Source organism: Moraxella nasibovis, assembly GCF_029581575.1.
GTDB classification, from domain to species: domain Bacteria; phylum Pseudomonadota; class Gammaproteobacteria; order Pseudomonadales; family Moraxellaceae; genus Moraxella; species Moraxella nasibovis.
On the sequence record NZ_CP089975.1, the window covers coordinates 1,692,490 to 1,708,849 of the forward strand.

11 protein-coding genes are annotated in these 16,360 nt (G+C 49.1%); 5 read left to right on the top strand and 6 right to left on the bottom strand.

The features are described from left to right. Window positions 1-58 precede the first annotated feature (58 nt). The gene (gene hemB, locus LU290_RS08120; protein ID WP_277808100.1) at window positions 59-1,060 is read left to right on the top strand and encodes a porphobilinogen synthase; all 1,002 of its coding nucleotides are present in this window, start codon (window positions 59-61) and stop codon (window positions 1,058-1,060) included. Window positions 1,061-1,303: 243 nt separating this feature from the next. Then, a complete protein-coding gene (locus LU290_RS08125; protein ID WP_277808101.1) occupies window positions 1,304-3,643 on the top strand; it encodes an NADP-dependent malic enzyme in 2,340 nt (779 codons plus the stop codon). Between the two features lie 312 nt (window positions 3,644-3,955). On the opposite strand, the gene cysS is transcribed toward LU290_RS08125, so the two are convergent. The 3 genes from cysS to LU290_RS08140 form a co-directional block, all read right to left on the bottom strand. After that, window positions 3,956-5,395 (bottom strand): cysteine--tRNA ligase, encoded by a 1,440-nt coding sequence (gene cysS, locus LU290_RS08130; protein ID WP_277808102.1) that lies wholly within the window; start codon window positions 5,393-5,395, stop codon window positions 3,956-3,958. Between the two features lie 176 nt (window positions 5,396-5,571). Next, entirely contained in the window at window positions 5,572-6,561 is a 990-nt protein-coding gene (locus LU290_RS08135; protein ID WP_277808103.1) for a malate dehydrogenase, read from the bottom strand. A gap of 188 nt (window positions 6,562-6,749) precedes the next feature. Continuing rightward, window positions 6,750-8,768: a lytic transglycosylase domain-containing protein gene (locus LU290_RS08140; RefSeq protein ID WP_277808104.1), complete on the bottom strand. Its 2,019-nt coding sequence runs from the start codon at window positions 8,766-8,768 to the stop codon at window positions 6,750-6,752. Window positions 8,769-9,053: 285 nt separating this feature from the next. Here LU290_RS08140 and LU290_RS08145 point away from each other — a divergent pair, with 285 nt between their 5' ends. Beyond that, window positions 9,054-9,320 (top strand): hypothetical protein, encoded by a 267-nt coding sequence (locus LU290_RS08145; RefSeq protein WP_277808105.1) that lies wholly within the window; start codon window positions 9,054-9,056, stop codon window positions 9,318-9,320. A gap of 211 nt (window positions 9,321-9,531) precedes the next feature. Here LU290_RS08145 and LU290_RS08150 read toward each other — a convergent pair whose 3' ends face one another. Continuing rightward, a complete protein-coding gene (locus tag LU290_RS08150) occupies window positions 9,532-10,797 on the bottom strand; it encodes an NRAMP family divalent metal transporter (RefSeq protein ID WP_370688563.1) in 1,266 nt (421 codons plus the stop codon). A 266-nt stretch (window positions 10,798-11,063) separates the two neighbouring features. On the opposite strand from LU290_RS08150, the gene miaB reads away from it, so the two are divergent. Together miaB and LU290_RS08160 are read left to right on the top strand one after the other, a co-directional pair. Further along, window positions 11,064-12,521: a tRNA (N6-isopentenyl adenosine(37)-C2)-methylthiotransferase MiaB gene (gene miaB, locus LU290_RS08155; protein ID WP_277808106.1), complete on the top strand. Its 1,458-nt coding sequence runs from the start codon at window positions 11,064-11,066 to the stop codon at window positions 12,519-12,521. A gap of 191 nt (window positions 12,522-12,712) precedes the next feature. After that, on the top strand, window positions 12,713-12,961 hold the full coding sequence (locus tag LU290_RS08160; protein WP_277808107.1) for a DUF2789 family protein: 249 nt from the start codon (window positions 12,713-12,715) through the stop codon (window positions 12,959-12,961). A gap of 251 nt (window positions 12,962-13,212) precedes the next feature. Here LU290_RS08160 and glnA read toward each other — a convergent pair whose 3' ends face one another. Together glnA and LU290_RS08170 are read right to left on the bottom strand one after the other, a co-directional pair. Further along, window positions 13,213-14,643, bottom strand: coding sequence for a type I glutamate--ammonia ligase (glnA, locus tag LU290_RS08165; protein ID WP_277808108.1), 1,431 nt, complete (start codon window positions 14,641-14,643; stop codon window positions 13,213-13,215). Between the two features lie 283 nt (window positions 14,644-14,926). Further along, window positions 14,927-16,351, bottom strand: a complete 1,425-nt coding sequence (locus LU290_RS08170) for a glutamate synthase small subunit GltD family protein (RefSeq protein ID WP_277808109.1) — start codon at window positions 16,349-16,351, stop codon at window positions 14,927-14,929. Window positions 16,352-16,360 lie beyond the last annotated feature (9 nt).

The window sequence follows — 16,360 nt, forward strand, 5'->3', positions numbered from 1 at the left end:
ATTTGATAAGATAAGCCAATTTTCCAAACAACTCATCTTTTAATTACAGAGCAAACCTATGTCCTATACCTTTAATCGCCAATTTCCCCACACTCGCCTTCGCCGTATGCGTGTCTCTGACGGCATTCGTGAGATGGTGCAAGAGTCGCACCTACTGCCTTGCCATTTGATTGCCCCCTTATTTGTCATTGAAGGCAAAGGCGAGCGTCAAGCGATTAAATCCATGCCAGAAGTGGAACGCTTATCCATCGATTTGACCACCGACTATGTCAAAGAGCTGTATGGTGCAGGCGTGCGTATGGTGGATATTTTCCCTGTGATTGACCCCACCTTAAAAACCCCAAATGGCGATGACGCTTACCACCCCGATACCCTTGCAGTGCGTGCCATCAAGGCGATTAAGGACGCTTGCCCTGACATGATTGTCATGACCGATGTCGCCTTAGACCCTTACACCACGCACGGACAAGACGGCATTATTGATGACAATGGCTATGTGCTAAACGACATCACCACCGAAGTGCTGGTCAAGCAAACCCTTGCTCATGCTCGTGCTGGGGCAGATGTGATTTCGCCAAGTGACATGATGGACGGTCGCATTCGTGCCATGCGTGAGGCGTTGGAGGGCGAGAATTTTCACAACACCGCCATCATGGCGTATTCTGCCAAATATGCATCCGCCTATTATGGCCCTTTCCGTGATGCGGTGGGCAGTGCAGGCAACCTAAAAGGACACAAAAAAGGCTATCAGATGAACCCCGCCAACCGCGCCGAGGCGTTGCATGAAGTGGCATTGGACATTGCCGAGGGGGCAGACATGGTGATGGTAAAACCTGGTCAGCCCTATCTTGACATCGTCCGTGAAGTCAAAGACGGCTTTGGCGTGCCGACCTTTGCTTATCAAGTCTCAGGCGAATACGCCATGCACATGGCAGCGATTCAAAACGGCTGGCTGACCGAAAGCGTGATTTTAGAAAGCTTGCTTGGTTTTAGACGAGCAGGCTGCGATGGTATTTTGACTTATTTTGCATTGAAGGCAGCCAGAATGCTGGGCGAGTAAAAATTTACAAAACCCAAAACACGCCCCAAAGACCACCCAATCTTTGGGGCGAATTTTTTGGGGTGGTTTTAGAGCAGAATTTTTAAAAGGTTTTTGTCATAATGCCCAGCCAAACCCCCAACTTTTTTCTCACTCATTCACAAAAAACACTCATCAATCAACCCTAGCACCGCCCCCAAAATCATGCTAAAATAACACAATTTTATTTATCATAACTTCATCATAATCACATAGGAACATCTCATGGCACACCAAAATGTCCCTGCGCAGGACAAAACCAAAGACACCGCTTTCGCCTCCGAAGTAGATGCACAGCGCATTCAGTTTGAACAAGCTGCCCTACACTACCACGAGCACCCACGCCCTGGTAAAATCTCTGTTACCCCCACCAAGCAAATCGCCAACCAGCGTGATTTGGCGCTTGCCTACTCCCCCGGTGTTGCCGTGCCTTGTCTTGAAATTGAAAAAGACCCAAAACTTGCAGCCCGTTACACCGCACGCTCAAACCTAGTTGGCGTGATTACCAACGGTACGGCGGTACTTGGCTTGGGTAATATCGGTGCGCTAGCATCTAAGCCTGTGATGGAAGGTAAAGGCGTTTTGTTCAAAAAGTTTGCTGGCATTGATGTTTTTGACATTGAAATCAACGAAACCGACCCTGACAAATTCATCGAGACGGTGGCAAGCCTTGAGCCGACCTTTGGCGGTATCAACTTAGAAGACATCAAAGCCCCAGAGTGCTTTAAGATTGAGCGTGAATTGCGTAGTCGCATGAACATTCCTGTGTTCCATGACGACCAACACGGCACCGCCATCATCTCGGCCGCCGCACTTTTGAACGCCTTACAATTAAACGGCAAAAACATTGGCGAGATTACCCTAGTGTGCTCTGGTGCTGGTGCTGCCGCCATCTCCTGCCTTGATTTGGCAGTTGCCTTGGGTGTCAAAAAAGAAAACATCTATGTGCTTGACTCTAAAGGCGTGATTACCACTGCTCGTGAAAACCTAGACGAATCCAAAGCCCGCTTTGCTCGTGATACCGACAAGACCACCCTTGCTGAAGTGATGGTCGGTGCTGATGTGTTCCTAGGCTTGTCAGGTCCGGGCGTGGTTACCCAAGACATGGTACGCTCAATGGCAAAAGACCCAATCATCTTTGCCCTAGCCAACCCAACGCCAGAAATCATGCCAGAGCTTGCCCATGCGGTGCGTTCTGATGTCATCATGGCGACAGGTCGTTCTGACTATCCAAACCAAGTCAATAACGCCCTATGCTTCCCATACATTTTCCGTGGTGCGCTTGATGTGGGTGCAACAGTCGTCAATGAAGAGATGAAACTTGCCTGCGTGCATGCCATCGCTGCCATGGCGCACACCGAATCTGCCGACCTAGACGCTGATGGCAAAACCGCCAAATCATTCGGTCGTGAATATCTGATCCCTGGTCCACTTGAACCAAATCTTATCCTAGAAATCGCCCCAGCCGTTGCCAAAGCTGCGATGGATACAGGCGTTGCGACTTTGCCGATTGAAGATTTTGACGCTTATCGCCAAAAGCTGTCTGAGTTCGTCTATAACACCGCCCTTGCGATGAAACCTGTCTTTAACAAGGCCAAGACCGATCCAAAACGCATCGTATATGCCGAAGGTGAAGACATCAATGTCCTGCGTGCGGTACAAGTAGTGGTGGACGAAAAGATCGCTAAGCCGATTTTGATTGGTCGTCCAGAAGTCATCAATCAAGAAATCGCTGCGTTGGGCTTGCGTTTGGTGGATGGTCAAAACATCACCATCATCGACCCAAGCAACAACCCACGCTACGATGCTTATTGCGAGCATTACTATAAAGAAAATCAGCGCAACGGTGTCAGCCCTGAGCTGGCTCGCCGTGATGTACGCCGCAAAACCACGCTGCACGCCTCGCTGATGGTTGAGCTTGGTGATGCGGACGGCTTGATTTGTGGTACATTTGGTTTCTACCACTTACACTTGCGTTATCTCAACCAAGTCATCGGCAAGCGTGATGGCGTAAACAACTTCTACGCCATGAGCGGCGTTCTTATGCAAAACCGCAACCTATTCATCGCCGACACCTACATCAACGAAGACCCAACCGCCGAAGAGCTTGCCGAGATGACCGTCATGGCAGCAGCTGCGGTGCGTCGTTTTGGCATCACGCCACGAGTTGCCCTACTGTCGCATTCTAACTTTGGCACCTCAGACCGTGAATCTGCCATCAAGATGCGTAAAGTTCATCAAATTCTGACCGACATGAAAGTGGACTTTGAATTTGATGGCGAAATGCACGGCGATGCGGCGCTTGATGAGCGTCTGCGTCAGCAAAACTACCCATTCAGCACGCTATCAGGCTCAGCAAACCTGCTGATTCTACCGACCCTAGACGCTGCCAACATCGCCTTTAATCTATTAAAGACTGCCACAGGCTCGGCAGCGCTTGGTCCTATCCTACTGGGTGCGGACAAGCCTGTGCATATCTTGACACCATCTGCGACCGCACGCCGCATTGTCAATATGACGGCGCTCACCGTAAGCGATGTACAAGACGCACAAAACGCCAAATAATCACTTTGGCACAAGAAAAAGACCCTTTCTCAGGGTCTTTTTTATGGCAAACACCAACATAAAAGCGGCAAATCAACTTTTTTGCCCGCCATATTTTCCGCCACTTTTAAGCTTTGGCTTTTAATGAAATAGTTTTTAAAGGCAATTATGCAGGGTGAGCAAAATCTGCCATTTTTTGATTTAAATCTTTGAATTTGTTAGTTTTTTTTAAATAGGCTCAACCTACGACTACCAAAAAACGGTGGGCTAAGCCCGCCCTACATGACTGCATTTGCCACGCAAAATAAAGCACACAGCCAAAACGGACGCATCTCACACTCTGCGCCAAGTCGTTCCTGCACGGCTGTCTTCAAGCTCCACGCCTTGCTCTTTTAGCTCGGCACGGATTTGGTCAGCACGGGCAAAATCTTTATTCGCCTTGGCATCTTGTCGCTCGGCGATGAGTGCCTCAATCGCCTCTGCAGACAATCCTTCATCGCTCAAACTCGCCTGCAAAAACTCACTGGCAGATACCGACAACAGACCCAGATTACTCGCCAAAGTCTTTAACAGCACGCCATATTGCACCGCCATCTCATGATCGCCTGCCTTGATGGCACGATTCACCTCGCCTGCCACCGAGAACAGCACGCTCACCGCCTTTGGTGTATTAAAATCATCATTCATCGCCTGTGCAAATTCATCAGCAAAACCTTTGGCAAATTCTGCCTGCACGATGGCATGATCTGGTGCAATCTCACCCACGCCTTCGGCAGATTTTAGGGCGTGATACAGACGGCTGATGGCGGTGTGGCTTTCGTTTAGGGCGACATCAGAGAAATTGACCTGACTGCGATAATGGCTTGATAAGATAAAAAACCGCACCGTCTCGCCATGAAACTTGGCAAGCACATCTTTGATGGTGGAAAAATTCCCCAAAGATTTACTCATCTTTTCGCCATCAACATTGATAAAGCCAACATGTAGCCAGTTGTTGGCGTAGGTTTTGCCAGTGCAGGCTTCTGATTGAGCGATTTCGTTTTCGTGGTGCGGAAATTGCAAATCATGACCACCGCCATGAATGTCAAAAGTCTCACCCAGACAGCAGCCGCTCATCGCCGAGCATTCAATGTGCCAACCTGGGCGACCATCACCCCATGGACTTGCCCACGCAGGCTCGCCCGCCTTGGCACGCTTCCACAGCACAAAGTCAAAGGGATTAAGCTTATCATCTGCCACATCCACACGGCTGCCTGCCTGCATTTCATCAAGATTTCGCTTGGATAACTTGCCATATTGCTCAAAACTATCCACCGCATAATACACATCGCCGCCTTTGGTGTAGGCGTGTTTTTTATCCATCAGTGTGCTGATGATGGCTTGCATCTCACCGATATGCTCAGTCGCCTTTGGCTCAAGCGTAGGACGCAGACAGCCCAAATTATCCGCATCTTCGTGCATGGCTGTGATGAATCGTGCGGTCAGCTCGCCAATACTCTCGCCATTTTCGTTGGCACGGTTGATGATTTTATCGTCAATGTCGGTAATATTTCGCACATATTTGACTTCAAAACCCAGCGACAACAGATGACGATAAATCACATCAAACGCCACCATCACACGAGCATGACCGATATGGCAATAATCATACACCGTCATGCCACAGACATACATACCCACCTTGCCCGCCTCAATCGGCACAAAAACCTGCTTATCGGCAGTCATGGTGTTATACATTTTTAGGCTGTTTTGATGATTGGCAAACATACTCATGGCAACATACTCACATCATAATTTTGATCAATAAAACACACTATCATACCGAAATTTGGGCAAAAATGCCATCATTTTAGCCATATTTGCATTTACCATCAAACTTATCATCAAAAACGCACAAAAAAACACCCCAAAAGCCATGCTCTTGGAGTGCTGTTGAATTTAACTAAAAATTAGTTAAACAAATGATCGATCGCCGCACGCTCTTCTTCAAGCTCGTTTAGGGTGATGTCGATGTATTTTTGGCTGAATTCGTCGATTTCTAGACCTTGGACGATTTTGTATTCGCCGTTTTCGGTGGTCACAGGGAAACCGAACATCACACCCTCTGGGATGCCATAAGAGCCGTCAGATGGAATGCCCATCGTCACCCACTCGCCATTGGTGCCAAGCGCCCAGTCACGCATGTGGTCGATGGCAGCGTTGGCAGCAGATGCTGCTGATGACAAGCCACGAGCCTCGATGATGGCGGCGCCACGCTTACCAACGGTCGGTAGGAAAGTGTTGGCGTTCCACTCTTGGTCGTTGATCATGTCTTTTACAGACTCGCCATTGATGGTGGCAAAGCGATAGTCAGCGTACATGGTTGGGCTGTGGTTACCCCAAACAGTAAGTTTCTTGATGTCTTTAACGGCTTTGCCAGTTTTCTTCGCCACTTGGGTTAGAGCACGGTTGTGGTCTAGGCGTAGCATGGCGGTGAAGTTTTTCGCTGGTAGGTCTGGGGCAGACTTCATGGCGATGTAAGCGTTGGTGTTGGCTGGGTTACCCACCACAAGTACTTTCACATCACGGCTGGCGTGGTCGTTCAGCGCCTTGCCTTGTACGGTGAAAATCTTGGCGTTTTCTTGTAGTAGGTCGGCACGCTCCATACCAGGACCACGGGGACGAGCGCCTACCAATAGCGCATAATCAGCGTCTTTGAACGCCACATTTGGATCGTCTGTGCCGATGACATCGTGCAGTAGTGGGAATGCACAGTCGTCCAGCTCCATGATCACGCCTTGTAGCGCTTGCTGAGCTTTTTCGTTAGGGATTTCTAGAAGTTGTAGAATGACTGGCTGATCCTTGCCAAGCATTTCGCCAGATGCGATGCGGAATAGTAGGCTGTAGCCGATTTGACCTGCGGCACCAGTTACCGCAACACGAACGGGAGCTTTACTCATGATGGTATTCCTTTTTTAAAAGTGAAATCATTGGGATGATTTTGTAATCATTCAGACCGCATAAAGTCTGCCAAGAACTACAAAACTTCCTTAGTGTAGCACTTTTGAGCATAAATCGCAAAGCCAAAAGCGCTTTATTTTTTAAATAAATTTCATGTATTTTTAAAACACATATCAAGCCACACCCATCAGTAGCGTGGCGACACCGTCCCCATGCGCTGAGTGATGGTCATGCCATTGCCCATGAGAGCGCCGTAGATGGTGGCATTTTCCATGACATGCTTGACATACTCACGGGTCTCAGCATAAGGAATCGCCTCAACATATTGGTCAGCGCTGATACTGCCGTGTGTCGGTAGCCACTTGCGAGCCGCCCCCGGTCCTGCATTATAGCCTGCGGTGGCAACAGCGATCTGCCCGCCTGCTCGATTGGCAAGGTCATTTAAGAACCAAGTGCCGTAGCGAATGTTCGTCTCAGGGTGGTTCATATTGCCCGCCGACTCGCCCATGCCGCGTGCGATCTGGCTGGCGGTGCCTGGCATGATTTGCATCAAGCCACCCGCTCCCACGCCTGAGCGTGCATTTGGCTGAAAGCGGCTTTCTTGACGCATGATGCCATACGCCCAAGCAGGATCGATGCCAACTTGTCGACTGTATGCAGTAACACTGCTTTGATATGGCATCGGATGCGACAGCGCCACCGCTCTGAGATTTGGCATATTATCGATGGCGGAGATGCTGCGATGGTACAGCCCTAAGTCGTGCGCACGCTTGGCGGCGGCAAGCGCTAGGGTGTTGTCATTGCTGTTGCGAGCCGATCTGACCGCCCAGTTCCACTCACGGCTGACATGCTCATTGGCGACGCCATTTTCCATCATCAAAAACGCACGGGCGAAGTGTGGGTTTTGCATGACTCTTTGGGCGTCTTTATTGCTGATATTTGGCAAAGCGCTGCCGCCCAGCTCAGACAGACTTAGTCTTTGCCCCAGTCGGTCTTTGGCGAGCAGCCCATAATAATCCACGCCAGTTGCCAGCGTCTGATAGATGCGTTTTGCCTCGGCTTGCTTGCCCGTCTGCTCATACCCACGAGCCAGCCAATACTGCCAGATTCGCTCGCCCTGCTTTGCCACCGTCATCGATGAGATGGCAGAGACGACATCTTGCCACTGACCAAAATAAATCGCCGCCTGAGCATAATCCTCCGCCTCTTCAAAATTAAACGGCTCGCCCACAGACTGCCTAAACCAAGTCACCGCATCAGCGCTAAACCCATCATCGGTATTCATGTTCATGCGCTTGACCGCAATGGAGCGATAGGCGTAGCGGCGAGCCATGTCAGATAAGAGTTTCTGCGAGCGGGCTTTGTCTTGATTGATGTCAAATTCTAGCTGCAACAGCGCCTCGGTATAAGAGCGATGAGCCAGCTGGCTGATGGCATAGACATACAGGTATTGATTCACCTCGCTATAACCACTCATGGCAAACTGGCTAAAAAAGCCATTTGGATTATTGGCGATGCCACGCAGCGTCTCATAAGAGATGGGCAGCCCCAGACGAGATGACAGATTGATGATGTCGCTTGCCTTATCCAGTGGTGCTTGACGGCTAGACAGCTGACGGCGGTCAATGCGCATCATGCGGATCAGCTGTTCGTGCTGGTCGGTGCGGCTGATGCGTGGGTTGTCCACCATTTCGGTAGCAAGCTTGTCACACAAAGACTGTCTGATCTGCGTGTTCAGCCAGACATTGTGTTTTTGCTCTAAGGTGCGGTAAGATTCTGAGCTTTGATTGTAGCCCAAAGCGATGGCGCACGCTTCAGAATCATCGGCATTTTCGATCGAATGCGCCACAGCTCGCACCGACGCATAGTCGCTCTGGCGAGCCTTGACTTCGGCGTAGTCGGCGGCGAGTTTCTCACTCATCACCTGACTTGGATACTTGGCGACAAAGCTGTTCACCGTCTGTGGGTCCTGCGACGCCAGATTATAATTCAACCGCCAGTACTCAGGATACACCGCAAACAGCGTGCCTTGCATGCTCTGCTCATATTGATACATGGCGTTTGGGCTGGATTTTTGGCGTTCGGCATCGATGAACTGATAAATACTGCCATCATTGGCATTGCCCTGAGCGCAGGCAACCTGAGCGATGGCACCAAGCGCACATAAAGCGGTGGCTAGACGCAGTTTGGTTGGGTGGATTTTCATGAAAACTCGCTTAAACGACAAAGTGAAATGATAAAATAGAGATGATAAATGACATCTAGGGTATCAAATCAAAGTTGCTTGGTTGTATAAAAGTTGTAATTTTACCCACAAATTTTGGCGATAAGACAAAATGACAATACACACATCACAGCAAAACATGGGTAGCGAAACATGGGCAATAAAACATGGGTAGCGAAAATTTTAACCACGCTTAAAGCCTGCCCTTTGCCAACATTCATCAGATTTTATATGATAAAGCTTTAAACCCATCAAGCAATGACCTTCATGACTTTCAAACGCACGCTTGCCACCGCTTTATTGGCAATAAGCCTAAGCACCGTCCCTGCGATGGCGGATGATAATATTGACGACCAACTCTTTTCTATCCCTCAAGCGCTTGCCAAGCATGCAAATGCATCAGCCGCCTACAACATCGCTGTAAGCCATCATAACGATGAAGCATCCGTCAAAACAAAAGCACCGCCAAAGAATGGTTTGGTAAAGCCTGTGATTTGGGACATCAAAAAGGCTGTGATAAATATAAAGAGCTGAATCAGGCGGAGTATTGATACCGCTTATTAAGATGTAGGGCGATGCTCAGCCTACCTTTTTTGTATTGTCATTTTAAATGGTGGGCTAAGCCCGCCCTACATGGCTAACAAATTCAAAGACTTACAAAAAAAATGTTGGGTTTCGCTATCGCTCAACCCAACCTACAAAAGCTGCATGACAACACTGATTGATTTTGTTATTTTTGGGAAATTTAACCAATCACCCCAAAAAACTGCAACAAAAACAACGCACTAAATCCTGTCAAAAAGACAATGCCACTGATGGCAAACCATCGCATGCCAGATGAAGTGGTCGGCTCATTTTTGATCAGTGAATAGTTCAGATACGCATAAATCGGTGCAGCGACAAAGGCAGAAATCATCGCAAATTTTAACAACGCCGCCATCTGCCCCAAGAAAAACGCAATGATGGCATAGCCTGACGCTAGGGCAAAAGTCGTCCAAAGTTTGAGATATTTTTCGGTCAGCTCACTACTGTCTTTGACGATGAGCGACAGACTCTCAGCGGTGATGCGCCCATAGCCGTCCGCCGATGTGATGACCGTGCCAAACATGCACAAAAACGCAATGAAAGTCACCAAAGGCTTGGTCCAGTCGCCGATGGTGGTGGCATACATATCAATCAGCTGACCAACATAAGCACCGCCTTGCATGGCGATCTCTTGCCCTGAGCCGTATTGCACAAAGACGCCAAGCGCCAAGAAAAACAGCGCCAGCACGGTCGAGACCATATAACCCACATTAAAATCCACCATGCCTTGGTAACGACTGGTGTGGTCGGTGCGGATTTTTTCGGCAGTCCAGACGGATGTGATGACCGAAAATTCAAGCGGTGCAGGCATAAAGCCCATCAGCGCCACCACAAAGCCCAGCGCCGCCAAATTCCAAGGCGACGGCTCAATAAAATCAGGCGTCATCACAGGTGGCTTGCCCGCTGCGATCGCCACCGCTGCCACCGTTGCGATGGTTAAAGCGGCGATGATCCATTTGGTCAGGCTATCAAGCATCTTGTAGCGACCGCCAATCAATAGCAACCACGATGACACCATCACGATCGCTGACAGCACTAAAGTATCGAGCTCAAAGGGCAATATATGCCCCAAAATCACCGCACACAGCAAAGCCACTGCACCTGTGGTGATGACACTTGAGATGATGCTCATCACAAAGAAAGTCCACAAATACAGCCGAGATTTGCGGGCGTAGCCGACCACGAGACTCTCGCCTGTGTTGTAGGCGTATTCAGTGGCAAAGCGATAAAAAGGATACTTAAAAAAGTTTGCCAAAATGATGATAATAGCAAGCTGCCAGCCGTACAGCGCGCCTGCCTGCGTCGATGAAACCAAATGCGACGCACCGATGGCAGCCGACGCCATCAAAATGCCCGGTCCAAAAGATCGCCAAGTGAGTTTTCGGTCAGTGCCGATTTGTGATGGCTTGGTCACAAAATTCTCCATATCAAATGTCGTAAAAATGCTACTCATTCACACCATGACAACGCCGCCGATGCTATCAATGTCAGAACGATGTCAAAAGATGCTAAAAACTGCCATATACTAAAACAAAACCGCAACAAAAACCACATTTTCTTTAATGATTTTTTATTTTGTGGCAAATATTTGGCAAATACCAACATCAAGCGTGCCCATCTGGGAAAAACCATTACCTAATCGATGCCAAATATGCTAAAATAACCCATTTTGTCATTTTGGAAAACCCCGTCATGAAAGTCGCTACGTTTGACCCAAAAGCACACCAAATCACCACCCAAAACACCCCTGTGGCAATGACCGCCCCACAAGACAACACTTCGCAAGACAGCAGTGCCAAAAAAGTCTATATCGTCACCCAAGGCTGTCAGATGAACGAGTACGACTCTGAAAAAATGGGCGATGTGTTGGGTCAGTCGCACGGCATGATCATCACCCGTGACATCAACGAAGCGGATGTGCTGATCATGAACACCTGCTCTATCCGTGAAAAAGCCCAAGAAAAGGTGTTTAGTGAGCTGGGTCGCTGGCGTAAATTAAAAGAAAAAAATCCCAATCTCATCATCGGCGTGGGCGGCTGTGTGGCAAGCCAAGAAGGCGATAATATCCAAAAACGCGCCCCTTATGTGGATATGGTGTTTGGACCGCAGACTTTGCACCGCTTGCCCGAGCTGTATGAACAATCGACCAAACAGTCTGCCGAAATCCCAAAAAATCGCATTGGTGTGGTTGATGTGTCCTTCCCAAGCATTGAAAAGTTTGACTTTTTGCCAGAGCCAAAGGTCGAAGGATACAAGGCGTTCGTCTCCATCATGGAAGGCTGTTCAAAATACTGTTCGTTTTGTGTCGTGCCTTATACGCGTGGCGAAGAGCTGTCTCGTCCGCTTGACGATGTGCTTGCTGAGATTGATAGTCTGGCTGCACAAGGTGTGCGTGAGATCAACCTGCTTGGACAAAATGTCAATGGCTATCGTGGCGAAAAAGACGATGGCACGATTTGCCGTTTTAGCGAGCTGCTTCATTATGTGTCGCACATTGATGGCATTGAACGCATTCGCTACACGACAAGCCACCCGCTTGAGTTTACCGATGATATTATTGATGCCTATAAAGTGCTGCCAAAACTGGTGTCGCATTTGCACCTGCCTGTCCAATCTGGCTCAAACAATGTCCTGGCGGCAATGAAACGCAATCACACCATTGATGTTTATATCAATCAAATCAATAAGTTAAAAGCGGTGCGTCCTGATTTGCACTTATCTAGCGACTTTATCATCGGCTTTCCAGGCGAGACGGACAGCGATTTTAATGACACGCTACAACTTGCCAAAGATTTGGACTTTGACCATTCTTATAGCTTTATTTATTCAAAACGCCCTGGCACGCCTGCGTCAGATTTGCCTGATGATGTGAGCCTTGAAACCAAAAAAGCACGCCTTGCTGAATTTCAAGAAGTCATCAAAGAATCCACCTTTGCCAAGACTCGTGCGATGGTCGGTCAAGTGGTGCGTGTGCTGGTCGAAGAGCGAGCCAACCGCCGAAATGGCTATCTACACGGCACGGCGGACAACACTCGTTCGGTGATTTTTAAGGGTGGCGACGAGCTACTTGGCAAATTCGTCAATGTGCGTATCGATCAGGCGATCAGTATGCATCTGGTGGAAGGCGAGCTTGTAGAAGTGCTGGGCTGATGTGGTGATGGCAGCTGCCATTTTATAAAACAACTTTAAAACTGTATTTCTACAAAACACCTACATTTGAGCAAGGTTTACGCCTTGCTCATTTTTTTGACTGTGTTACAATCATGGCATCGGTCGCAAGTCATTTAGGGGGTTTACGCCCCTCGCCACCGACATCACAAAAACCAAAAAAGGAGAAAGTCATGCTTGGTGAAATCGAATACAACATCAATCAATTATTTGCTCAACTGGGCTTGGAAAGCTCAGATGAGGCAATCGAAGCATTCATCCGTGAAAATCAGCTACCTCAAGAAACCAAGCTGGTTGATGCGCCCTTTTGGAGCGAGCAACAACGCGCCTTTTTAAAAGAAGGCTTTGAGTTAAATGCCGTGTGGGTTGTGCCGATTGATGAATTGAATGTGCGCTTACACGAAGACGCCATGTCAGAATAAGATCACCCCAAGATCATCAGTCAATCTCAAATCTCTGTTTTTACAGAGATTTTTTATGTCAAGGGCAGCTTGGGTGCTGATATAGTTACCTCAAAATGTCATGCCATTTGTAGCGTGTTGCATAGGCCCTTACAAACATTGACTTATCACAGTCATTTACCCTCTCCACGCCCAAAATAAATTTTTGTAGCGATCAGGGGGCATAAAAAAACCCAAACGGCTTGTTTGGGTTTTTTTGGCGATCACAAACATCACAAAGAATAATACATCTCAAATTCCAGTGGGTGCGGCGCCATTTGCAGACGGCGGACTTCTTCGTATTTAAAGTCGATGTAGCTGTCAATCCAATCTTGGCTAAACACACCGCCACGAGTCAAAAATTCGCAGTCAGCACGCAATGCTTCTAGTGCCTCATCCAATGACGCACAGACGGTCGGAATGAGTGCATCTTCTTCTGGTGGTAGGTCGTATAGGTTTTTGGTGGCAGGTTCGCCTGGGTCAATTTTATTTTGGATGCCATCAAGACCTGCCATGAGCAGTGCTGAGAATGCCAAATATGGGTTTGCCATCGGGTCGGGGAAACGAGCCTCAATGCGGCGAGCCTTGGCGCTGTTGACGGCAGGGATACGGATCGATGCCGAGCGGTTTTTGGCAGAATAGGCAAGCTTGACAGGCGCTTCAAAGTGTGGCACCAGACGCTTGTATGAGTTGGTTGATGGGTTGCAGATGGCATTAAGGGCTTTGGCGTGCTTGATGATACCACCGATATAGTACAAAGCGGTCTCAGAAAGTCCTGCATAGCCGTCGCCTGCAAATAGGTTTTCACCATCCTTCCAGATAGACTGATGCACATGCATACCGCTACCATTATCGCCCATCAAAGGCTTTGGCATGAAGGTGGCTGTCTGCCCAAAGCTTGCCGCCACATTGTGAATGATGTATTTCATGTCCTGCGTCCAGTCGGCACGCTGCACCAAAGTGCTAAACTTCGTGCCAATCTCCATCTGACCTGCGGTGGCGACCTCGCCATGATGCACCTCAACAGGGATGCCGATTTGTTCTAAGAGGCGAGTCATCATCGAACGCAAATCCTGACCTTTGTCAATCGGCGCTAGGCTAAAATAATTGCCCTTGACAAATGGACGGTGTCCTAAGTTTAGACCCAATGCTTGTGAATCTTGGGCTTGACCACTGCTCCATGCGGCACGGTCCGAGTGAATCTTAAAGCGAGTACCGCTCATGTCGGTCTCAAATTCTACGCCATCAAACACAAAAAACTCAGGCTCAGGTCCAAAGAATGCTGTATCGCCAATGCCAGTGGCTTTTAGGTATTCTTCAGCACGCTTAGCAATCGAGCGTGGGTCTCTGTCATAGCCTTGACCGCTGGTCGGATCGATGACATCGCAGGTCATGACCACAGTCGCATCGTCATAAAATGGGTCAAGATAAGCGGTGCTAGGATCGGCGATGAGCTGCATGTCAGACGCCTGAATGCCCTTCCAGCCACCGATTGATGAGCCATCGAACGCCTGACCATCGGTGAACCACTCCTCTGGATCATCAAGAACGATGTGAGCAGGAATGGTCACATGCGCCTGCTTGCCTTTGGTGTCGGTAAATCTAAGATCGACAAACACCGCTTCGCTGTCTTTCATCAGCTGAACTGCTTTTTGAATGCTCATAAGAACTCCTAAATGTGCCAAAATTGGCGGTTGGTGAAATGGTAAAGGTTATACCGAGTAAACTTTAAAATTCCCACAAATCTGGCGACTTTCCGTAGAGGCGAAATATTTTTCACCCCTGCCTGATCGCAGTAAAATTAAAGCTAGGTTTTACAAAAACTTTTGGCTGTGCTATCAATGAATAATGGTTCAAATCAGACGGCTTCACGGTCATTTGAGCTTAATATGCTTGCTTGGTTTTAAATAAAATTGACCAATCACATCAAACCGCTTAGCCCACTCCTTAAACCTCTAAAAATTCCAAGATTCCTTTGGCGGCGTCTCGACCCTCGGCGATGGCGGTCACCACCAAATCCGAGCCACGAGTCACATCGCCACCAGCAAAGATTTTTGGGTTGGCAGTCTGACCAAACAGCGTGCCTGCCTTGGCGATACGACCTCTGTCATCCACGCCCACGCCCACCGCATCGAGCCAGCTCATCTGATGTGGCACAAAGCCAAACGCCACGATGACGGCATCACAAGCGATGACTTCTTCACTGCCTTCGATGATTTGGGCGACTTTACGACCACCGCCAGCAGGCGCAACCAGCTCAGTCTTGGCGATTTTTAATCCCACGACTTTGCCTTGGCTGTCAGTATCCACCGCCAGAGGCTCTGCCTCGATCGATACAGGCTGCGTATTAAAGGCAAAGTTTACGCCCTCCTCGCCTGCATTTTGATATTCTTTTTTACTGCCTGGCATATTCTGCTCATCACGGCGATACACGCAGGTGACACGGCTTGCCCCTTGACGCACGGCGGTTCGCACGCAGTCCATCGCTGTGTCGCCGCCACCTAGAACCACGACATTTTTGCCTGCCATGTCCACATAGTCGCAAGGCAATCCCATTAGGTGCTGGGTATTGCCAATCAAATAAGGTAGCGCTGAATGCACGCCTTGTGCCGTCTCGCCTTCGATGCCCGCCTTGACCCCCTGATAAGTACCCACGCCCAAAAACACCGCATCGTACTCTTTTTCAAGCTCAGCAAGCGACACATCTTTGCCAATCTCGCAGCCAAGCACAAACTGCACACCCATCTCCTCAAAAATAGCACGGCGGCGAGTCATGACCGATTTTTCAAGCTTAAAGGCAGGAATGCCAAAGGTCAAAAGTCCGCCGATTTCGTTTTGGCGTTCATAGACCGTTACCGACACGCCCTGACGCACCAGCACATCAGCACAGCCAAGACCAGCAGGCCCTGCGCCGATGATGGCGACTTTTTTGCCTGTGGGGGCGGCTTTGACGGTGGGTTTCCAGCCTAAGTCAAAGGCTTTCTCAGTGATGTATCGCTCGACGCTACCGATGGTCACCGCTCCAAACTCTGCGTTCAAGGTGCAGTCGCCCTCACACAGGCGGTCTTGTGGGCAGACGCGTCCGCACACCTCAGGCAAGGTGTTGGTACTGTGAGCAAGCTCTGCCGCCTCGATGATGCGCCCTTCTTTGGCAAGTTTTAGCCAGTTGGGGATGTTGTTATGCAGTGGGCATTTGTTTTGGCAATAGGGGTTGCCACACGCCAAACAGCGGTCGGCCTGATGCGCTGCCTGCTGTTCGGTGAATGGCTGATAAATCTCCACAAACTTGATTTTGCGGGTTTCTAGGGCGATTTTTGGTGGATCGATGCGTGGCAAATCGATGAATTGATAAATATTTTCTTCGTATGACATGGATATTTC

Excerpts from the sequence above, each read along its gene's own strand:
- hemB (WP_277808100.1), top strand. The coding sequence starts at position 59 with ATGTCCTATACCTTTAATCGCCAATTTCCCCACACTCGCCTTCGCCGT.
- LU290_RS08125 (WP_277808101.1), top strand. The coding sequence starts at position 1,304 with ATGGCACACCAAAATGTCCCTGCGCAGGACAAAACCAAAGACACCGCT.
- cysS (WP_277808102.1), bottom strand. The coding sequence starts at position 5,395 with ATGAGTATGTTTGCCAATCATCAAAACAGCCTAAAAATGTATAACACC.
- LU290_RS08135 (WP_277808103.1), bottom strand. The coding sequence starts at position 6,561 with ATGAGTAAAGCTCCCGTTCGTGTTGCGGTAACTGGTGCCGCAGGTCAA.
- LU290_RS08140 (WP_277808104.1), bottom strand. The coding sequence starts at position 8,768 with ATGAAAATCCACCCAACCAAACTGCGTCTAGCCACCGCTTTATGTGCG.
- LU290_RS08145 (WP_277808105.1), top strand. The coding sequence starts at position 9,054 with ATGACTTTCAAACGCACGCTTGCCACCGCTTTATTGGCAATAAGCCTA.
- LU290_RS08150 (WP_370688563.1), bottom strand. The coding sequence starts at position 10,797 with ATGGAGAATTTTGTGACCAAGCCATCACAAATCGGCACTGACCGAAAA.
- miaB (WP_277808106.1), top strand. The coding sequence starts at position 11,064 with ATGAAAGTCGCTACGTTTGACCCAAAAGCACACCAAATCACCACCCAA.
- LU290_RS08160 (WP_277808107.1), top strand. The coding sequence starts at position 12,713 with ATGCTTGGTGAAATCGAATACAACATCAATCAATTATTTGCTCAACTG.
- glnA (WP_277808108.1), bottom strand. The coding sequence starts at position 14,643 with ATGAGCATTCAAAAAGCAGTTCAGCTGATGAAAGACAGCGAAGCGGTG.
- LU290_RS08170 (WP_277808109.1), bottom strand. The coding sequence starts at position 16,351 with ATGTCATACGAAGAAAATATTTATCAATTCATCGATTTGCCACGCATC.